Annotated in this window: 19 protein-coding genes; 10 read left to right on the plus strand and 9 right to left on the minus strand. The window is 55.5% G+C overall.

Annotated elements, in window-relative coordinates; genetic code table 11:
- Positions 1 to 63: 63 nt before the first annotated feature.
- The 3 genes from GGR95_RS09390 to GGR95_RS09400 are packed head-to-tail and all read left to right on the plus strand — an operon-like array spanning position 64 to position 1,957.
- Entirely contained in the window at positions 64 to 645 is a 582-nt protein-coding gene (locus GGR95_RS09390) for a DUF1285 domain-containing protein (RefSeq protein WP_184565153.1), read from the plus strand.
- Positions 642 to 1,205, plus strand: a complete 564-nt coding sequence (locus GGR95_RS09395; protein ID WP_221384812.1) for an ankyrin repeat domain-containing protein — start codon at positions 642 to 644, stop codon at positions 1,203 to 1,205. Before GGR95_RS09390 ends, GGR95_RS09395 begins: the two co-directional genes overlap by 4 nt.
- Positions 1,202 to 1,957 (plus strand): hydroxypyruvate isomerase family protein, encoded by a 756-nt coding sequence (locus GGR95_RS09400; RefSeq protein WP_184565156.1) that lies wholly within the window; start codon positions 1,202 to 1,204, stop codon positions 1,955 to 1,957. Before GGR95_RS09395 ends, GGR95_RS09400 begins: the two co-directional genes overlap by 4 nt.
- A 64-nt stretch (positions 1,958 to 2,021) precedes the next feature.
- Here GGR95_RS09400 and GGR95_RS09405 read toward each other — a convergent pair whose 3' ends face one another.
- From GGR95_RS09405 to GGR95_RS09420, 4 genes are all read right to left on the minus strand, one after another.
- Complete coding sequence (locus GGR95_RS09405; protein WP_281395942.1) at positions 2,022 to 2,642, minus strand: glutathione S-transferase; 621 nt, start codon at positions 2,640 to 2,642, stop codon at positions 2,022 to 2,024.
- Complete coding sequence (gene polA / locus GGR95_RS09410; RefSeq protein ID WP_184565159.1) at positions 2,639 to 5,428, minus strand: DNA polymerase I; 2,790 nt, start codon at positions 5,426 to 5,428, stop codon at positions 2,639 to 2,641. The genes GGR95_RS09405 and polA overlap by 4 nt, the downstream gene beginning before the upstream one ends.
- 74 nt (positions 5,429 to 5,502) lie before the next feature.
- Positions 5,503 to 6,120, minus strand: coding sequence for a DUF2459 domain-containing protein (locus GGR95_RS09415; protein ID WP_184565161.1), 618 nt, complete (start codon positions 6,118 to 6,120; stop codon positions 5,503 to 5,505).
- 23 nt (positions 6,121 to 6,143) lie between these two features.
- Positions 6,144 to 6,323, minus strand: coding sequence for a zinc-finger domain-containing protein (locus tag GGR95_RS09420; protein ID WP_184565163.1), 180 nt, complete (start codon positions 6,321 to 6,323; stop codon positions 6,144 to 6,146).
- A 226-nt stretch (positions 6,324 to 6,549) separates the two neighbouring features.
- Here GGR95_RS09420 and gpmI point away from each other — a divergent pair, with 226 nt between their 5' ends.
- The 3 genes from gpmI to GGR95_RS09435 are packed head-to-tail and all read left to right on the plus strand — an operon-like array spanning position 6,550 to position 10,532.
- On the plus strand, positions 6,550 to 8,067 hold the full coding sequence (gpmI, locus tag GGR95_RS09425) for a 2,3-bisphosphoglycerate-independent phosphoglycerate mutase (RefSeq protein ID WP_184565165.1): 1,518 nt from the start codon (positions 6,550 to 6,552) through the stop codon (positions 8,065 to 8,067).
- A complete protein-coding gene (locus GGR95_RS09430; RefSeq protein WP_184565168.1) occupies positions 8,064 to 9,191 on the plus strand; it encodes a murein hydrolase activator EnvC family protein in 1,128 nt (375 codons plus the stop codon). Before gpmI ends, GGR95_RS09430 begins: the two co-directional genes overlap by 4 nt.
- Before the next feature lie 3 nt (positions 9,192 to 9,194).
- Positions 9,195 to 10,532, plus strand: a complete 1,338-nt coding sequence (locus GGR95_RS09435; protein ID WP_184565169.1) for a S41 family peptidase — start codon at positions 9,195 to 9,197, stop codon at positions 10,530 to 10,532.
- A 100-nt stretch (positions 10,533 to 10,632) separates the two neighbouring features.
- Here the strand turns inward: GGR95_RS09435 and GGR95_RS09440 are convergent, their stop codons facing one another.
- The 4 genes from GGR95_RS09440 to ilvD form a co-directional block, all read right to left on the minus strand.
- Complete coding sequence (locus GGR95_RS09440; protein WP_184565171.1) at positions 10,633 to 11,007, minus strand: hypothetical protein; 375 nt, start codon at positions 11,005 to 11,007, stop codon at positions 10,633 to 10,635.
- A gap of 41 nt (positions 11,008 to 11,048) precedes the next feature.
- Complete coding sequence (locus tag GGR95_RS09445; RefSeq protein ID WP_184565173.1) at positions 11,049 to 11,822, minus strand: DUF6478 family protein; 774 nt, start codon at positions 11,820 to 11,822, stop codon at positions 11,049 to 11,051.
- Between the two features lie 121 nt (positions 11,823 to 11,943).
- Positions 11,944 to 12,549: a hypothetical protein gene (locus tag GGR95_RS09450; protein WP_184565175.1), complete on the minus strand. Its 606-nt coding sequence runs from the start codon at positions 12,547 to 12,549 to the stop codon at positions 11,944 to 11,946.
- A complete protein-coding gene (gene ilvD, locus GGR95_RS09455; protein WP_184565177.1) occupies positions 12,530 to 14,296 on the minus strand; it encodes a dihydroxy-acid dehydratase in 1,767 nt (588 codons plus the stop codon). Before ilvD ends, GGR95_RS09450 begins: the two co-directional genes overlap by 20 nt.
- Positions 14,297 to 14,498: 202 nt before the next feature.
- Between ilvD and GGR95_RS09460 the strand changes: the two genes are divergently transcribed.
- From GGR95_RS09460 to GGR95_RS09475, 4 genes are all read left to right on the plus strand, one after another.
- On the plus strand, positions 14,499 to 15,395 hold the full coding sequence (locus GGR95_RS09460; RefSeq protein ID WP_184565179.1) for a CPBP family intramembrane glutamic endopeptidase: 897 nt from the start codon (positions 14,499 to 14,501) through the stop codon (positions 15,393 to 15,395).
- A 60-nt stretch (positions 15,396 to 15,455) separates the two neighbouring features.
- On the plus strand, positions 15,456 to 16,406 hold the full coding sequence (gene accD, locus GGR95_RS09465; protein WP_184565181.1) for an acetyl-CoA carboxylase, carboxyltransferase subunit beta: 951 nt from the start codon (positions 15,456 to 15,458) through the stop codon (positions 16,404 to 16,406).
- Positions 16,407 to 16,473: 67 nt separating this feature from the next.
- Positions 16,474 to 17,748 carry a bifunctional folylpolyglutamate synthase/dihydrofolate synthase gene (locus GGR95_RS09470; RefSeq protein ID WP_184565183.1) on the plus strand — a complete coding sequence of 425 codons (1,275 nt, stop codon included), beginning with the start codon at positions 16,474 to 16,476 and terminating at the stop codon, positions 17,746 to 17,748.
- A gap of 117 nt (positions 17,749 to 17,865) precedes the next feature.
- Positions 17,866 to 18,072, plus strand: a complete 207-nt coding sequence (locus GGR95_RS09475) for a hypothetical protein (RefSeq protein WP_184565185.1) — start codon at positions 17,866 to 17,868, stop codon at positions 18,070 to 18,072.
- 11 nt (positions 18,073 to 18,083) lie between these two features.
- Here the strand turns inward: GGR95_RS09475 and zapE are convergent, their stop codons facing one another.
- Positions 18,084 to 19,151, minus strand: coding sequence for a cell division protein ZapE (zapE, locus tag GGR95_RS09480; RefSeq protein ID WP_184565187.1), 1,068 nt, complete (start codon positions 19,149 to 19,151; stop codon positions 18,084 to 18,086).
- Positions 19,152 to 19,190: the final 39 nt, after the last annotated feature.

Consider the following 19,190-nt stretch of genomic DNA (forward strand, 5'->3'; position numbering starts at 1 on the left):
CCGCTGTGCAGGTTATATTGCATACATGTAAGTGTATCTCGAACTGATGGAATGGCAAAAGCAATGAGCGGACAAAAAACTGTTACACCGTCGGCAGAAAGCCTCGCTGCGACGATAAAAGCAACGAAATCGCGCGGTTTACCGCCTGTTGAGCAGTGGAACCCACCGTTTTGCGGTGACATTGATATGGAAATCCGCCGAGACGGGACGTGGTTTTATGAAGGCACGCCCATCGGCAGGCAGGGTTTGGTCAAACTTTTTGCCTCCATTCTGATCCGCGAAGACGAAAATTATTTTCTGGTGACACCCGTTGAAAAGGTCGGCATTCGCGTGAATGACGCGCCTTTTGTTGCCGTGGATTTTGAAGTGACAGGTGAGGGCGAGGCGCAAATGTTGACCTTTACCACCAATCTTGAGGATGTCTCTGTCGCAGGGCCAGAAGCGCCAATGCGGTTTGTACGGGATGAAAAAACAGGTGAACCCTCCCCCTATGTCCGCGTGCGGCGTAACCTTGAGGCACTGATCGATCGCAAAAGTTTCTACAGACTTGTCGATCTGGGTGTGCATCATGAGGGATGGTTCGGAGTTTGGTCTGGCGGCGCCTTCTTTGGCATCATCCCGTCAGAAGATTTACCGCAGGAATGAGCATGAAACCTATCCGTAAGATGTTGGCCGTGCTGTTCGCAGCATTGGGCCTGACGCCTCAGCCTGCTGTTGCACATGGCACGCCGCTGGAGGCGTTTTTTGAGCTGGTCGCCGTTGGCACGTTGACTGGCGTGAAAGACGCGTTGGAGCATGAACCAGACTTAGCTGTGCGGGCCGATAAATACGGTTTTACGGCAATCCATGTTCTGGATTATCTGGGTTTCGCTGAAAAGCTGGCTCTGCTTCAGAGGTTTGGTGCGGATGTTAATGCGCAAAACGACGAAGGGCATGCGCTGCTGCATGTGATCATTGATCCGTCGCTGATTGATGTTGCGGTGTCCGCAGGGGCAGACGTAAACTTAACCGACCACCAAGGGCGTACGCCCATCATGATTCACTTGCTAGAGCCGGACGGAACGGATTTTGTACCCGCGCTGTTGGCTGCGGGGGCCAATGTAAATGTGCGCGATGCCAAAGGTGTCTCCGTCTTGAGTTATGCGGCAGAGTTTGATGATCCGCAGATGATGGCGATGTTGATAGATGCAGGAGCCAAGCCATGAAACCAGCCGCCAATTTAAGCCACCTGTGGCCAGAGCTTCCTTACCTTGAGCGCTTTGAAGCCGCTTCGGCAGCGGGGTTTAAGGGCGTGGAAGTGCTGTTTCCTTATGAAACCCCCGCGCAGGAAACCAGACATGCCCTCATACGGGCTGGCTTGCAGATGGTGCTTATCAACGCGCCGCCGCCTAATTATACGGGCGGCGCACGTGGTTTCGCTGCGGTAGCAGGAAGTGAGGCGCGGTTTGCCTCTGATATGCTGCGCACGTACCGCTATGCGCAGGCGCTGCGGGTGCCGATGATCCATGTGATGTCTGGTTATACGCAAGGCGAGATTGCAAAAGACACGATGATTGCCAATCTGAAAGAGGCCGCCAAAACAGCGCCTAAAGGCATAACCCTATTGTTAGAGCCGCTTTGCCCCGAATCCCAGCCTGATTACTTTTTGAACGATTACGCGCTGGCAGCAGACATTATCACGGCAGTAAATGCCCCGAATGTGCGTTTGCAATTCGACAGCTATCACGCCCAGATGATCCATGGTGACGCCGTAGAGGTGTTTAATACATATTGCGATTTGATAACGCATGTGCAGCTCGGTGATACGCCATCACGCGGTGCTCCCTACAGCGGTGGGGTGGATTTTCCGGCTCTGTTTACCGCAATGCGTGCAGCGAGCTATCAGGGTTGGGTCAGTGGTGAATACACACCCAATGGCCACACAGAAGGTACTTTGGGTTGGATGGAAGCACTATGATCCCTGCCCGACAGTGTCGTTTGTCGCACCCTCTACATGGCGCGTTGTGGCGCGGCTGATTGTATCAGAATAGCTGCGGGTCATCGCCCACATGCCACTGCGGGTATTTATGCATGACGGCGGAAAATTCATCCGAGTCTAAAAACCGCGACAGCCAGAGGTGTAGGGCAGGCCAAGGTTGTGCATCGAACCATGATTTGTCGATGAAAGCGAATTGGCGAACGAAGGGCAGAATTGCGTAATCAGCCAGCGTGGGGCGGTCACCGAACAGCCATATGCCAAGCTGTGCATCAAGATCATTTAGAAACTCACACGCCTGCATACGGTGGTGGTTTGCATCCTCATCAGGATAACGCGTTGCATATTTTGTGCGGTCCAGCGCGTGTTTGAACGGCCCGTCGGCGCGTGCGATCAGATCACGCCCCGCCGCTGGCATATTAAGCCAACCTTGCGGGTCATTGCGTTCCAACGCCCAAATCATGATGTCCAAACTCTCATCCAGAACCGTGTCGCCTGCGACCATGCAGGGCACCGTGCCAGAAGGCGATGTGTCCAGAAACGCGGCGGGTTTGTCGCGCAGGACAATTTCGCGCAATTCGACCTGTTGGGCCGAAACCAGCAAAGCAAGGCGTGCACGCATCGCATAAGGGCAGCGGCGAAAGGAATAGAGGGTGGGCAGGTTCAATGTGCTTCTGCCCAATTCGCCCCCATGCCTGCATCGACGCTCAGCTTTACGTCTAGTTTCACCACAGGATCAGAGGCGTTTTCCATCACGTCGCGGGCAGCAGCGATCAGCGCGTCTTCGGCTCCTTTATCCACCTCGAACAGCAATTCATCGTGGACCTGCAACAGCATCTTGGCAGGCATTCCCTCAATCGCAGTAGGCATGCGGATCATGGCGCGGCGGATCACATCGGCGGCGGTGCCTTGGATCGGCGCGTTGATCGCGGCGCGGGCGGCAAACCCTGCCCGTGGGCCTTTGGAGGCGATCTCAGGCGTGTGGATTTTACGGCCAAACAGCGTCTGCACGTAGCCATGCTCTTTGGCAAAGGCTTTGGTGTCATCCATATAGGTGCGGATGCCGGGGAAACGTTCAAAGTAACGGTCAATGAACCCCTGCGCCTCGGCGCGGGGGATGCGCAGATTACGGGCAAGGCCAAAGCCCGAAATGCCATAGATGACACCAAAGTTGATAGCCTTGGCTTGGCGGCGGATGTCGGGTGTCATGTCTTCCATCGGGACATTGAACATCTCGCTGGCCGTCATGGCGTGAATGTCCAAACCGTCTGCAAAGGCTTGTTTCAACGCAGGCAGGTTGGCGATATGGGCCAACAGGCGCAATTCAATTTGGGAATAGTCCAGCGCGACAAGCGTCTTGCCCTCTTCCGCGACAAAGGCCTCACGAATGCGGCGGCCTTCCTCAGAACGGATCGGGATGTTTTGCAGGTTCGGGTCGGTAGAGGATAAGCGCCCCGTGGACGCGCCTGTGATGGAATAGGACGTGTGAACGCGGCCCGTGTCGGCGTTGATATGGGTTTGCAGCGCATCGGTATACGTCGATTTCAGCTTGGACAGCTGCCGCCAGTCCAGCACCCGCGCAGGCATCTCATGTTCTGTCGCGAGGTCCTCAAGCACATCAACACCTGTAGCATAGGCACCAGTTTTACCCTTTTTGCCGCCTTCCAAACCCATTTCGTCAAACAGGATTTCACCCAACTGTTTGGGGGAGCCGACATTGAAAGGGCGGCCCGCCATTTCGTGAATTTCGGCCTCTAGGCCCGCCATTTTCTGTGCAAAAGCGTTGGACATACGGCTGAGTGTATCACGGTCAACCTTAACGCCATATCGCTCCATCTGCGCCAAAACCGGCACCAAGGGGCGCTCCATCGTTTCATAAACGCGGGTGGTGCCGACGCGGTGCAAGGCGGGTTTGAACTGTTGCCACAGGCGCAGGGTGATATCTGCGTCCTCAGCTGCATAAGGCACGGCCTGTTCTAACGGCACCTTGTCAAAGGTCACGGCAGATTTACCAGAGCCAAGCAGCGGTTTGATCGGGATGGGTGTATGGTTGAGATAACGTTCGGACAGCGTGTCCATGCCGTGCCCGTGCAGGCCCGCGTGCATCGCATAGCTCATCAGCATTGTGTCATCAAAAGGCGCAACGGTGATGCCAAGCTGTGCAAAAATCTTGGCGTCATACTTCATGTTTTGCCCGATTTTGAGGATTGAAGGATCCTCCAGCATCGGGGTCAGCATCTGTAATGCGTCTTCCAGCTTCATCTGCCCTTCGGCTAGATCATCAGAACCAAAAAGGTCATCCGCGCGGCTGGCTTTGTGGATCAGCGGAATATAGCAGGCCTCGCCCGCCTCAACGCACAGGCTGATGCCAACCAGATCGACGACCATTTCATCAAGGCCGGTTGTCTCGGTATCCACAGCCACATAGCCGCGCGCATAAATCCGGTCGATCCACGTTTGCAGCGCGTCTTTGTCGCCGACCATAGTGTAGGTGGCCTGATCAAACGGCACGGCGTCAATCACAGGGGCTTCGGCGCTGGGCACGGGTTCTGGGATGGTCGGCGCCTCGACTTTGAGCGTATCCGCGATGCGTTTGGTAAGGGTGCGGAACTCCATTTCCGTGAGGAATTTCAGCAGCTTTTCGGGATCAGGGTCGCGGACTTCCAGATCATCCAGCGTAAAGCCCAGCGGTGTATTTTCATCCAGTTGTACCAGACGTTTGGACAGGCGGATTTGGTCTGCGTTGTCGATCAAGGTTTGGCGGCGTTTGGGTTGCTTGATCTCTTCGGCACGCGACAGAAGTGTTTCCAGATCGCCGTATTCGTTGATCAGCAAAGCAGCCGTTTTGATCCCGATGCCGGGGGCACCCGGTACGTTATCCACGCTGTCGCCTGCCAATGCTTGCACATCTACCACGCGTTCAGGGAATACGCCGAATTTGGCATGCACGCCGTCGCGGTCGATGGTGTTGTTTTTCATGGCATCGAACATCTCAACGCCACCGCCGACCAGTTGCATCAGGTCTTTATCGGAGCTGATGATGGTACAGCGCCCGCCCGCCGCACGTGCCTGAACGGCCAGCGTGGCGATGATATCGTCGGCCTCATAGCCTTCGATTTCTTCACAGGCGATGTTAAAGGCAATTGTGGCTTCACGGGTCAGGGGCATTTGCGGGCGCAGGTCTTCGGGCATCGCTTCGCGGTTGGCTTTGTACAGGTCGTACATATCGTTGCGGAATGTATGTGACCCTTTGTCAAAGATCACAGCAACATGCGTAACATCCCCGCCTGCGTTCCCTTCGACATAACGTTGCAGCATGTTGCAAAACCCTGCCACAGCGCCAATGGGCAGCCCGTCTGATTTGCGCGTCAGGGGGGGCAGCGCGTGGTAGGCGCGGAAAATAAACGCCGAGCCGTCGATCAGATGAAGGTGGTGCCCTTTGCCGAATGCCATGTGCCGATGCTCCTTATGTGCAGTGACCTTCCTTTTGCCATGGGCACGCCAAATCTGCCAGTAGATAGCGCGGTCTATGTAGGGTGATATAACCTATGTGACAGAGTGACCGACAATGGCAGTGGCGTCCACATCCCGAACTGCACTCCCGCGCTGCGTAAGACCTCACCAATCCAGACATTGCAGGTGTTCAGGATATTGAATTCTTTTTTGGCAGGGAAAAACGCGTCAGTTGATGTGAATCCGATGTTCGGGAGGGCGTCGACCCCTTCAAAACTGGTGACAAGGGCGTTTAAAAAACGCCGATATTGGGCATCGGTGAGCGATATTTTGCGTAGTGTGTGATCCGTGCGTAGCGGGCCGGATACATCCATACGGATTACGCCGTTGTCGCCGAAGATGCCGCGCCAAATGGCACTGCCGCTGATATCACGGTAACTTCCTGTGGTGGTATAAAAGGCCTCCGCCCCCCAGCCGATTATCAGCGTTTGAGCATCGGTTTGGGTCAGTGGCGGATAGTTTACGCCGCTAAAGGCAGCACGGGTCTGCGCATCAATTGGGAGGACAAAGTCGTAATGTATCGGGCCTTTGGCCAGAAAAATGACGTTTGTTTGCTGTCCGATATCTGGGTTCAGACGATTTGTGAGAACAGCGCCTAGCGTCGCTGCTCCCAAATAGCTGAGTGGGAGCAAGCAGAGAAAGAGGAATAGCCGTTTCAGACTTTGCCTTCAAAATCTTCGTGGATGAATTTGCAATCGCAATAGCCGCACTCAACCCAGCCCTTATCGGCGGGGATTTGTAGCCAGACGCGCGGGTGGCCCAATGCGCCTTCGCTGCCGTCACAAGATACGCGGAATGTGGTGACGATGCGGGTTTCGGGTGCGTTCATTGTCATATCAGGCCTTTAAGCGTGAGAAATATCGTTTGCATCGTTATGACCAATGCAGGCGGCGCGGGCAAGGGGGGGGCCGCTTGTGGCGTGTTTTCGCAGGGCCGACTGTGGCAGTATTTCGGGGAATATCGCTCTGCGTGTCGTAGCATAGGGATAAAGTGGTTCACGTCTGCCTCTGTCCTAGGTACAAGACGCGCAAATGTTTACCTGCGATGGAGCTATCTCGCCCATGTCATCTCCGAAACCTGTTGTATTATGTATCCTCGACGGCTGGGGCATTGGCACCAGCGAGCAGGGCAATGCGCCGCTGCTGGCAAAGACACCAAATATGGACCGTCTGATGGCGCAAGGCCCGTCAGCGACACTGACCACCTTTGGTCCCGATGTGGGGTTGCCGCGCGGCCAGATGGGGAATTCCGAGGTGGGGCATACCAACATTGGCGCAGGCCGTGTGGTGGCAATGGATTTGGGGCAGATTGATTTGGCGGTTGAAGAGGGCAGCTTTGCCGTGCATCCGCCAATGTTGGAATTTATCGCGGCGATGAAGGCATCTGGTGGCACGGCTCACTTGATGGGATTGGTATCGCAGGGCGGTGTGCACGGACATATCGAACACATGATTGCTGCGGTGCGGGCGCTAACGGATGCAGGTATTCCCGTTGCTATCCATGCGCTGACAGACGGGCGCGATGTGGCACCGCAATCTGCGCTGGCTGATCTGGCACATCTGGAGAAAACGCTGCCTGAAAATGCCCGTATTGTGACCCTAACAGGGCGCTATTACGCGATGGACCGCGATAACCGATGGGAGCGCGTGTCGCAGGCCCATGCGGCTATTGCACAGGGTCGCGGTGTAGCAACGGACAGCGCAGCAGCGGCTGTAGAAGCGTCTTACGCGGTGGATGTCGTCGATGAATTCATCAAACCCTGTGTGATAGGCGACTATGCAGGGGCAAAGGACGGGGATGGGTTCTTCTGCCTCAATTTCCGCGCTGACCGTGCGCGTGAGATTATGTCAGCCCTTGCCGCGCCAGAATTCAACGGCTTTGACCGTGGCACAGCTATCGCATGGGCGGCTGTCTTGGGGATGGCGGAGTATTCGTCCGCCCATAGTATTTACATGACCACAATGTATCCGAAACCGCAGATCGTGAACACGCTGGGCGCATGGGTGGCCGCCAAAGGTCTACGCCAGTTCCGCTTGGCCGAGACCGAGAAATATCCGCATGTGACGTTCTTCCTTAACGGTGGCGCAGAAGAGCCGGAAACCGGCGAAGACCGCTTTATGCCGCTGTCACCCAAAGTGGCGACCTATGATCTGCAACCCGAGATGTCGAGCATGCAGGTGACCGATCAATTCGTGAAGGCGATTGAAGCGCAGTATGATTTGATTGTCGTGAATTATGCTAATCCTGATATGGTTGGCCATACAGGCGATCTGTCTGCTGCTATCGCAGCTTGTGAGGCCGTGGATGCGGGGCTGGGTCGCGTCATGGCAGCACTGGAAAAGGTCGGGGGGGCAATGATTGTCACCGCGGACCATGGGAACTGCGAAATGATGATAGACCCCGAAACAGGTGGGCCACACACGGCGCATACGCTCAACCCTGTTCCAGTGGTTGTTGTGGGCGGCCCTGCGAGGGCTGGACTGCGCAAAGGGCGTTTGGCCGACTTGGCGCCGACGGTGTTGGCGTTGATGGGGTTGGACCAACCTGCCGAGATGACCGGAGAGAATTTACTCGTATGATCCTGCGCGCCGCCTTTGTTTGGATTGTCGTTGCTACCAGTGCTTTTGCGCAGGGGGATGCTGCGTCTCAGGCGCGTGCGGCGGTTGTGATGCTGGAAGATGCTGCAATGCAACTGGATGCGGCCGATAAGGCGCGGGATCGCGTGCGCGCCCTGACAGCAACGATTCAGGCGTTTGAGACAGGGCTGGCAGCAATGCGCACAGGCCTGCGGCAGGCGGCCATTCGCGAGGCACAGTTAAGCGCACGTCTGACTGCCCGCGATGGCGAGGTGGGGCAATTGCTGGCGGTGTTGCAAAGCATCGGGACGGATAACCCTACCGCGTTTTTGCATCCTGATGGACCCGTCGGAACCGCCCGTGCTGGCCTGCTGCTGGCCGAGTTAACACCTGCGTTGAACCAGCGCGCGGAGCAGTTGCGCCGTGATCTGGAAGATGTGCAGACCCTGCGCACCCTGCAAACCGATGCCGAAGCACGATTGCGCACCAGTCTTACCGCTGTTCAGGACGCTCGCACCGCGCTGAACCAAGCAATGGCCGAGCGGACCGAACTGCCTAAACGCTTTACTGAAGACCCTGTTTCAACTGCGATCCTTATCGCTTCAACTGAAACACTTGACGGTTTTGCCTCTGGCCTGTCGTTGATTGTATCAAACGAAGATGTCAGCGTGGAAACGCCCGTGACCATCGATGCGCGTATTGGGGACCTCCCCTTGCCTGTGCAAAGCATCGTCTTGCGCGGGATGAACGAACCAGATGCGGCAGGCGTTATCCGCCCCGGCCTGCTGATGGCAGCCCGCCCGCGAGCCATTGTCACATCGCCGACGGCGGCAACCATCCGGTATCAGGGGCCTTTGCTGGATTTTGGCAATGTAATGATTCTTGAACCCCGTGCAGATACATTGTTTGTACTGGCTGGATTAGAAACGGTTTATGGCGAAATTGGTCAGGTGATTGCCGCGGGAACCCCTATCGGATTGATGGGGGGGCCTGAAATAGGCGGGGAATTGTCAACAGTTGGTGATGGGGCTGGTGCAGTACGGTCAGAAACGCTCTATATAGAAGTCAGACAGAATAACGTCCCGCAGGATCCCGCATCCTGGTTTAGGACCGACAAGGATGGATAAAAAATGAAGAAGTTTTTGATGGCGGCCGCCGGCGGCACGATCGCGGGCATTATCGCCACGACGCAAATTGCTGGCCCATTGCTGGCGCAAGAAGCGGCAAAAAACAGCAGCGTTTATGAGCAGTTGGACCTTTTTGGCGATATTTTTGAACGAATTCGTGCACAATACGTAGAAGAAGTTGATAGCGGCGAGTTGATCGAAGCGGCGATCAACGGGATGCTAACCTCGCTTGATCCGCACTCCAGCTATCTGTCCCCGAAAGCTGCCGAAGATATGCGTGAACAAACACGCGGCGAATTTGGCGGACTTGGTATTCAGGTGACGATGGAAGAAGGCTTTGTAAAAGTCATTTCCCCGATAGATGGCACGCCTGCAGACGAAGCCGGGATCGAATCGGGTGATTTTATCACACATGTAAACGGTGAAAGCCTGCTGGGGCTGTTACTGGATGACGCGGTTGAACTGATGCGTGGGCCGGTTGGCTCTGAGATTGTGATCACGGTTGTGCGCGAAGGTGAACCGGAACCCTTCGATGTGACCATGACCCGCGACACGATCGAACTGACCGTGGTGCGTTCTCGCACAGAAGGGGACAGTGTTGTGCTGCGCCTGAGTACCTTTAATGAACAGACCTATCCAAAGCTGGAAGAGCAGCTGAAAGAAAAGGTCGAGGCCGCAGGCGGGATGGAAAACATCAACGGCTTTGTGATCGATTTGCGCAATAACCCCGGTGGGTTGCTGACACAGGCGATCAAGGTTTCTGATGCATTTCTTGATGAAGGTGAGATCGTGAGCACCCGCGGACGTGAAGCCGCCGATGGCGAGCGTTTCAATGCAAAGCTGGGCGATCTGGCAGAAGGTAAACCGATTGTTGTGTTGATTAACGGCGGCTCTGCTTCGGCTTCCGAAATCGTTGCAGGTGCGTTGCAAGACCACCGTCGCGCGATTGTAATCGGGACCAAAAGCTTTGGTAAAGGCTCGGTTCAGACGGTGATGCCATTGCGCTCTCAGGGCGCGATGCGCCTGACGACTGCGCGGTATTACACGCCGTCAGGCCGATCAATCCAGTCGCTTGGCGTTTCGCCTGACATCATCGTTGCCCAGCCCCCCCGCCGCACTGAGGAAGAGAAGGAAGACGAAACAACAAAGCGTCTGTCCCGCTCGGAAGCGAATTTGCGCGGTAGCCTGAATAATGACAGCTTGACCGAAGACGAGATCAAGCAGATCGAGGCCGATCGTGAAAAGGCAGAGAAAGCAGCCGAGTTGCGGGTTGAAGATTATCAGCTGGCCTATGCCATCGACATTCTTAAAGGCCTGTCAGCACTGACCCCTAAGGACTAAACGACGAAATAGAAGTTCAAAGGCCGCCCCATGTTACGGGCGGCCTTTTGTATTTAAGGATTGTGAATTACTGGCCGCCGTTGGCTATGACGGGAGTGTCTTAGCTGGTTTCAAGGCAATGGCGGCGAAACGCACGTTTGAGGATATCAAGTTCGGCACGCAAGAGCTCTACTTCAACCAGCAAGTCGTCGCCCAAAGCTTCACCTGCCATCAAAGCGATTGACCCAAGTTTGGTCTCACTGTCCGCGTCGATAATCAGCAAGGTTTGCATCCCGTCCGAGATAGCATCGAGGGGAATCGGGATGTTTACGGCATAGTCTGTGCCAGTATCCAATGCAGTGATGCTCACACCCGGTACTAAATTCCCTTGGTGCGTGACCAGAATGTTGGGTTTGGATCCTGCGCTTGCGCCAGTCAGCAAACCTTCCCAAATGCCCTGTCGCATTTTGGTCTTGGTCAATACAAGCTTGGTCATCGCATTCTCCGTAGTCCTGTGTGCGGACATTCATCTGGTGTTTATATTTGTGCCCGTGGGCGGCGCGAGAATGTCAGATCACGTAAAACAATCTGGTTCATTTCAGGGCCTTCAAAAATCAGGTCGACCCATGCGCTTTCGACCCTTACTTCGTTAAAGTCGGCATAGGCCAGATCGAATTCTACAATAGTCCGATCTTGCGACAGGTTTAGCTCGCGCACAATTTGTTCGGTGTTCGGGCCGTTTTTGATGTTCAACCGTGCGAAAATTTCGATTTCTTTTTCCAGCTCCACAATCATATCCATTCGGATCAAATGCGTGCGTTTCAGGCCGTTTACAGCGTCTTCGGGCAGGTCAACAACCAGCGACAGAAACGATCCGTCGAAGCGGAAAACATCCAAGCGCAGGCCGTAGGGGGCCAGATCTGCCTCACGAATGTTCCGCAACTGGCGCAGGGTCAATTCAGTGAGTTGGCAGTCGTGAAACAATGTAATTTCATCCCCTAACATGGCACGGGATGGTGCAGCAGCAATGCCAGGTTTGGGCAAGGGGCCGCGCCACAGATGCGGCCGCCACGCCCAGTCCGAGTTATGGGGTTTGGGAAAGCTGGCGGAATCCGCAACGGGAAGGGCCAGTCGTTCGTCCGCGACGTGGATCAACTGGTCCAGATGCGCCTTAAGTTGGCGCGCGCGCAGACGGTGATACCGTAACGTGGACAGGTCGGTCGAACGGGCCCTGCGTGCGATACGCGCCCATTTCAAGATTGCCCTTTTGAAAAAAGCCGCGTCCAAAAGAGTTTCGCCGATTTTGGCCATTGTCGATGCCCTGCTGCCTACTACTTTTATTTTAATACAAGCGTCGTGCGATTTACACGAGGCCTGTATATTTGCGCCACGATGCCACGCATCGGCAGGATCACGCAAGCACCGAGACGTTTTAGCCCGCGATAGTTTTCTTTGTGGTCCCTTGGATCATTTCTTCTAAAATCTCGGCCCCCTCAGCGGATACTGCGCGGCGGCCTTCAGGGCCATATAGGGCGGACCCCATCGTAAACCCGCCTACCATCGCCACGGCGCGCCAGTGCTGTTTGGCTAAAGTAGAAGAAGGCGGTGTGCCTGTCGTTTTGAAGATAACGCTGGTCGCCTGCCGTTTGGCGTTTTGTGGTGCGCCCAATCCTGTTGTCGCTGCGATTTCCTGAGCCGTTGGAAGTGCTGCTGTTTTGCCTTTGCGGGCCAGACTAACGGTCAGGATGCCAATCGGTGCGCCCGAGCCGCCCGTAGCCGCGCCAAGCGCATCGCAACGGGCCATCATTGCGAAGCTCTGGGTCAGGCTTTCTGGGTCTATGCAATAACCGCTTGGCGGAACTAGCGTGACCTTACCGCGCATCATTTTTGCTTGTCGCAAGGGGACGGTGGGCAGGGCTGCATCGCTGGGGGGCGCAAGGCCAGCCAAAAGCGTGTTTCCCGTGCCGCCCGTTTGGCATGCGCCCAGCATCATAGTAATGCTGAGCGCGGCAAGCTTTTTACAGCTCCATATAGTCATGGCGCTCTTCCTTGCCGCCAGGATGCGTGACCGCGCCCAAATAGGTTGGGCCAACCAACTGTGCGTATTTCCACAGCGCGCCCGAACCATAGAGCGTCTCACGTGGGCCTTCCCATGCGGCCTTGCGTGTCGCCAGCTCCTCGTCTGTCAGATCAACCGAGATAGAGCCGGTGATGGCGTTCAAAGTGATCATGTCGCCATTTTTGAGCAAGCCGATTGGCCCACCCAATGCCGCCTCTGGCCCGACGTGACCCACGCAGAAACCACGTGTTGCGCCTGAGAAACGGCCATCGGTGATCAGAGCAACCTTTTTACCCATGCCTTGGCCGGATAGTGCCGCAGTTGTGGCCAGCATTTCGCGCATGCCGGGGCCGCCGCGTGGGCCCTCATTACGGATCACAAACACGTCGCCTTCGGAATAGGTGCGGTTTTGCACGGCTTCAAATGCGTCTTGTTCACATTCAAACACCAGTGCTGGACCTGTGAATACGATGTCTTCTTCGCTCATCCCAGCGATTTTCACAATCGCGCCTTCCGGAGCAAGGTTGCCTTTCAGGCCGACAACGCCGCCGGTTTTGCTGATCGGGTTTGTGACTTCGTGGATCACCTTGCCATCTGCGTCGCGCTGAATTTTATCCAGCTCTTCGCCCATGGAATAGCCTGTGACGGTCATGCAGTCTTCGTGGATCAGGCCCGCTTTGCGCAATTCACGCATGACAACAGGCACACCGCCTGCTTCATATAGGTCTTTGGCCACATAAGCACCGCCGGGTTTCATGTCGACGAAATGCGGCGTGTCGCGGAAGATTTCACAGACGTCTTCAAGGAAGAAATCAATGCCCGCTTCATGGGCCATGGCTGGCAAGTGCAGGCCAGCGTTGGTGGAGCCGCCTGTACACGCCACAATGCGTGCCGCGTTTTCGAACGCCTGACGTGTGCAGATGTCACGGGCACGGATATTCTTTTCGATCAGATTCATGACAGCTTTGCCCGAGGCAATCGCGTATTCATCGCGGCTCTCGTAGGGGGCTGGTGCACCGGAGGAGTTAGGCAGCGCAAGGCCGATCGCCTCTGATACGCAGGCCATTGTGTTGGCGGTAAATTGGCCGCCACAGGCACCCGCAGAGGGGCAAGCCACGCGCTCAAGTACGTCCAGCGCCGCTTCGCTCATCGTGCCGCCTTGCCAGTTGCCGACAGCTTCGAACATGTCTTGAACTGTCAGGTCACGGTTTGCGAAGGATGCGGGGACATCCGCGCCTTTTGGCGCTTTGCCCGGCAGGATAGACCCGCCGTACATGAATACGGATGGCACGTTGAGACGGATCATCGCCATCATCATACCGGGAAGGGATTTGTCACATCCTGCAAGGCCAACAATCGCGTCATAGCAGTGGCCGCGCATGGTCAATTCGACAGTGTCGGCAATTGCTTCACGTGACGCAAGCGACGAGCGCATGCCTTCATGGCCCATTGCGATCCCGTCTGTCACCGTGATGGTGGTAAACTCGCGTGGCGTGCCTTGTTCGGCTGCAACACCCACTTTGACCGATTGCGCCTGACGGTTCAGGGCGATGTTACAAGGTGCCGCTTCGTTCCAACAGGTTGCGACGCCGACCAAAGGCTGGTGAATTTCTTCTTCGGTCATGCCCATCGCATAGTAATACGAGCGGTGCGGCGCGCGCGCAGGCCCTTCTGTTACATGGCGGCTGGGCAACTTGGATTTGTCAAAACGGGCGTTTGTGGACATCGTGGGGGCTCCTGCGAAGAATTCTTTCCTAGGGCATAATCCCGTGGCGGCAGGGCTGCAAGCATTTGCGCGCTGCGGGGCGTTGTGTTGTAAGGGCAGTGAACCTAGGTTAAACGCAGAAACACCTAGGAAATACAGGCTTATCCGTGACTGCTAAAAGCAGAAATAGAAAATTCCGTACTGTACCACAGAGAGATATTTAATGCGTTTTCTGCCTGACTATTCCGCCCATGCGTTTCATACCCAAGCGGCGAAACAGCATGCCGAAGTGTGGCGGTTGCTGTTGGGGGTTGCCGCGATGGTGGTGATCTACTTTTTGTTGGGCGCTATGTATCAGCAGGTGGTCGTCGGTCTGATTCAGTATCGCCCTTCGTTTGAGAGCGAACTGATTGCAGGGGACACGCCGTTGGCGATGTATGTTTTGCTGTTCAGTTTTGCGGTGGCGACCCTGAGCATCTTTATAGCTGTCACATTTCTCCATAAACGCGATGCACTGACGGTGCTGGGGCCTTTAATGCTGGCTGTGCCGCAATTCTTCCGCGTCTTGACAGTGCTTGCGGTGTTGGCACTGGTGCTGCTGGTCTTGCCACCCTACGGTATGGGCGGTCCTTTGGTTCCTAATCTGGGACTTGGTCTGTGGATTATCCTGTTGCCGCTGTCACTGGTGGCGGTGTTCATTCAGATCAGCGCCGAGGAGATTTTCTTTCGTGGGTATTTGCAGCAGCAGCTGGGGGCGCGGTTTAAATCCCCCTTGATCTGGATGGGTATCCCTACCTTTTTGTTTGCCTTGGGGCATTATCAACCCGCCGAGGCAGGGTCGAATGCGGTGATGATCGTGGTTTGGGCGGGGGTATTCGGCCTGCTGATGGCTGACCTGACTGCACGATCAGGTTCTATCGGGCCAGCGATTGCGGTGCATTTGGTAAATAACGTAACGGCCTTGCTGATCACCTCGCTGCCTGATGCTTTGGGCGGGCTGGCCTTGTGGCACACGTCTTTTGGCATGGAAAACGTGGAAGAACTGCGTGCGTGGTTGCCCGTTGATTTCGCGATGATCATCGTGAGTTGGCTTGCTGCAAGATTGGCTTTGCGCCGCTGATTGCAATTTCCTTTTTACACCCTTATTTGGTGGGTGAACCTAACGTAACGAGGCGTCGATATGAACTGGATTAACAATTACGTCCGGCCCCGGATCAACTCGATCTTTTCGCGCCGCGAAACACCGGAAAACCTTTGGACGAAATGCGATGAATGCGGCACGATGCTGTTTCACCGTGAAGTCAGCGATAACCTGAACGTTTGCACCAACTGCAACCATCACATGCACATCACGCCGCGTGATCGTTTTGTTGCGTTGTTTGATGGGGGTGTCTTCAACGAAGTGAAAGTGCCCGCACCCACGGTTGACCCGTTACAGTTTCGCGACCAAAAGAAATACCCTGACCGCCTGCGTGCTGCACAAAAGCAGACCGAAGAAAACGAAGCGATGTTGGTTGCTGTTGGCGATATCGGGCGCACGCCCATTGTTGCTTGCGCGCAGGACTTCAGCTTTATGGGGGGGTCCATGGGCATGTATGTGGGCAACGCGATCATTGCGGCAGCCCAAGAAGCGGTTAAGCTGAAACGTCCGTTGATCCTGTTTTCAGCGGCTGGCGGCGCGCGCATGCAAGAAGGTATTCTGGGTCTGATGCAAATGCCGCGCACAACAGTTGCTGTGCAAATGCTCAAAGAAGCAAACCTGCCCTACATTGTCGTGCTGACCCACCCCACCACAGGAGGCGTGACGGCAAGTTATGCGATGCTGGGTGACGTTCATATCGCCGAGCCAAATGCACTGATTGGTTTCGCCGGCGCTCGTGTGATTGAACAGACCATCCGTGAAAAGCTGCCCGAAGGGTTCCAGCGTGCGGAATATCTGCTGGAGCATGGGATGCTGGACCGCGTCACTTCCCGCACAGAATTGCGTAGTGAATTGATTACGATTGTGCGCATGATGTTGGGCTTGTCACCTGCCGTACAGGGTGATTTGCCTGCGCCAGAAGATGTTGCGCCTGAGGCTTCCGAGACAGTTGAAGTAGCTGTTGAAAAAGTGGCTGATCCTAAAAAGTGAGCCTAACAAAGGCTGTTGTGGGTGTTTGCTGTGCAAACCCGATGTTTTGCACGAAGGGTGTCCTGTCATGACTGCGCCTACTTCTGATGTCATCCTTGAACGGATGATGGCCTTGCACCCCAAGATCATTGACCTGACCTTGGGGCGGATGTTTCGCCTGCTTGAGGCATTGGGCAATCCGCAAGACAAGCTGCCGCCAGTGATCCATATCGCTGGCACCAATGGCAAAGGGTCCACCCAAGCGATGATCCGTGCGGGGCTGGAGACAGCAGGCAAGACTGTTCATGCTTATACCTCACCGCACCTTGCGCGGTTTCACGAACGTATCCGGCTGGCGGGGGAGCTGATTACCGAAGAGGCGCTGACCGAAGTGCTGGATGAATGCTACGCCGCCAACAACGGCGAGATCATCACCTATTTCGAAATCACAACCTGCGCTGCCATCTTGGCATTTTCGCGCACCCCTGCGGATTACACCTTGCTAGAGGTTGGTCTGGGCGGCGTTCTGGATGCTACCAATGTTGTAGCAAACCCTGTTGTGACGGTGATCACCCCTGTCGATCTGGATCATCAGCAATATCTGGGCGACACTTTGACAGAGATCGCTGGCGAAAAGGCGGGCATCATCAAACGCCGCGTGCCGTGCATCGTTGGCCCACAGCAAGAAGCGGGGCTGGATGTGATCGAAGCCACGGCAGCACGCAATATGGCACCGTTGAGCGTTTATGGCCAACATTGGCATGCCAGCCGTGAGGCGGGACGCATGGTCTATCAGGATGAGCAAGGTCTACTGGATCTGCCCTTGCCCAAGTTGCCCGGTTTGCATCAGGTGCAAAACGCAGGTGGGGCGATTGCGACGCTTCGCATGTTGGGCTTTGATAATGCGGCTTGTGAAGGCGCTGTGACAAACGCGCAATGGCCTGCACGGATGCAGCGCCTCAAGACCGGACCTTTGGTTGAGACAGCTGGGCAAGCCGAGTTGTGGTTGGATGGCGGGCACAACCCCGCTGCGGGGCGTGCTTTGGCAGCGGTGTTGGATGAGATGCCAAAGGTGCCGACCTATTTGATTTGCGGGATGCTGAATACTAAAGACATCACTGGCTATTTGCGTCCGCTTGCTCCGCATGTGGCGGCACTACATGCTGTGTCGATCCCCGGCGAGGCGGCGACGCTGCCTGCTGAAACAACGGCACAAGCAGCGCAAGCTGTTGAGATTACAGCCAAGGTGGCTACGGATGTGGCTACGGCAGTTCAAGAAATTGTCGCACAAGACCCGCATGCGCGCGTTTTGATATGTGGGTCATTGTATCTTGCCGGCAACATCTTGCGGTCCAACGGATAAATCACACTAGATGATGCATCAATCGAATTGACCTGCGCGGGGTTAATCCCATAAACAATCGCGCAACAGCGGACGGCGTTTATTAGAGCGCCCAACCGCATAGACCGAGGGTAGAGCATGGATAAGAATACGGCCACGCCCAAAGCAGAGGGTAAATCTGTTGTGACACGCCAGTTGATCATCTGCGGCATTGCCATCGGGATCATGGGCTTAGGTGTATGGAGCTTGCGCGGCGGTGGCGGCCCCTATCACCCCGCTGATTACACGGATGATGTGACGCGTTCGGAAACCTCAGCTTTGATGGGTTCATCTAGTCAGAACTAGGATTTCATTAGTCAGGATTGGGCTTTGCCCCAGTCCTCGCCTTGCATTTCGCGCAGGCGTGATGCTGTACGCTCAAATTCGAACGTGCCTTCCCCTTCAAGATACAGCATTTCAGGTGACGCCGCCGCCGAGCAGATCAGGCGGACATGGGCCTCGTAGAGCGCATCAATAAGCGTGACGAAACGTTTCGCTTCATTGAAATTACTGCGCCCGAGGCTGGGAATGTCATCCAGCATCAGCACTTTGACAGCTTCAGCCAGCGCCAGATAATCGGCAGCACCAAGGGGCTGTCCACATAACGCGTGAAATTTAGCGCGGCCAATACCATTGCGGAACCTCGGGATCACTACTTGGCGGCCTTTGACATGCAACGTCAGCGGCGCATCGTCGCCCCCTGTCAAATCCTGCCAGACAGCATCCATATCCGCACGGCTTTCGGCGTTGATGGGCGTGAAATAGACGGGGCTGCCAGCCAGCCTGTCTTGGCGGTAGTCTGTGGGACTGACCAATTCATGCACAACCATCTTTTTTTTGATCAACTCGATGAAGGGCACAAACAGGTTACGGTTCAACCCGTGTTTATACAGCTCATCTGGCAGGCGGTTTGAGGTGGTGATCACAACCACTCCATCGGCAAACAAGGCTTCAAACAGGCGGCCCACAATCATCGCATCGGTGATGTCGGTGATCTGCATTTCGTCAAAGGCCAGCAGGCGGACCGAGCTACTGACCGCTTTGGCAACAGGGGCAATAGCATCATCGACACCGGTTTTGCGGGCTTCGTGCATTGCGGTGTGAATTTCTTGCATGAAGGCGTGAAAATGCACCCGCCGCGCAGGAATGTCGCCCAGATTATTCACAAATAAATCCATGATCATGGATTTGCCGCGTCCGACACCACCCCAAAGATACAGGCCTTTTGGTGGCTCTGGTGCTTTGCGGAAAAAGCCCTTTTTCACGGGTTGCATCAGGGCATCACGGATGCGGTCAAATTCGGGCATCACGGCTTGCTGCGCGGGGTCTGCGCGCAAAGTACCGTCTGCAATCATTTGTTCATAAAGGGTGCTAATGCTGGTCATGGCCCCTAACTAGCGCCAAGCGCTGCGGTTGGAAAGTGT

Source organism: Sulfitobacter undariae (assembly GCF_014196805.1).
Taxonomy (GTDB): Bacteria; Pseudomonadota; Alphaproteobacteria; order Rhodobacterales; family Rhodobacteraceae; genus Sulfitobacter; species Sulfitobacter undariae.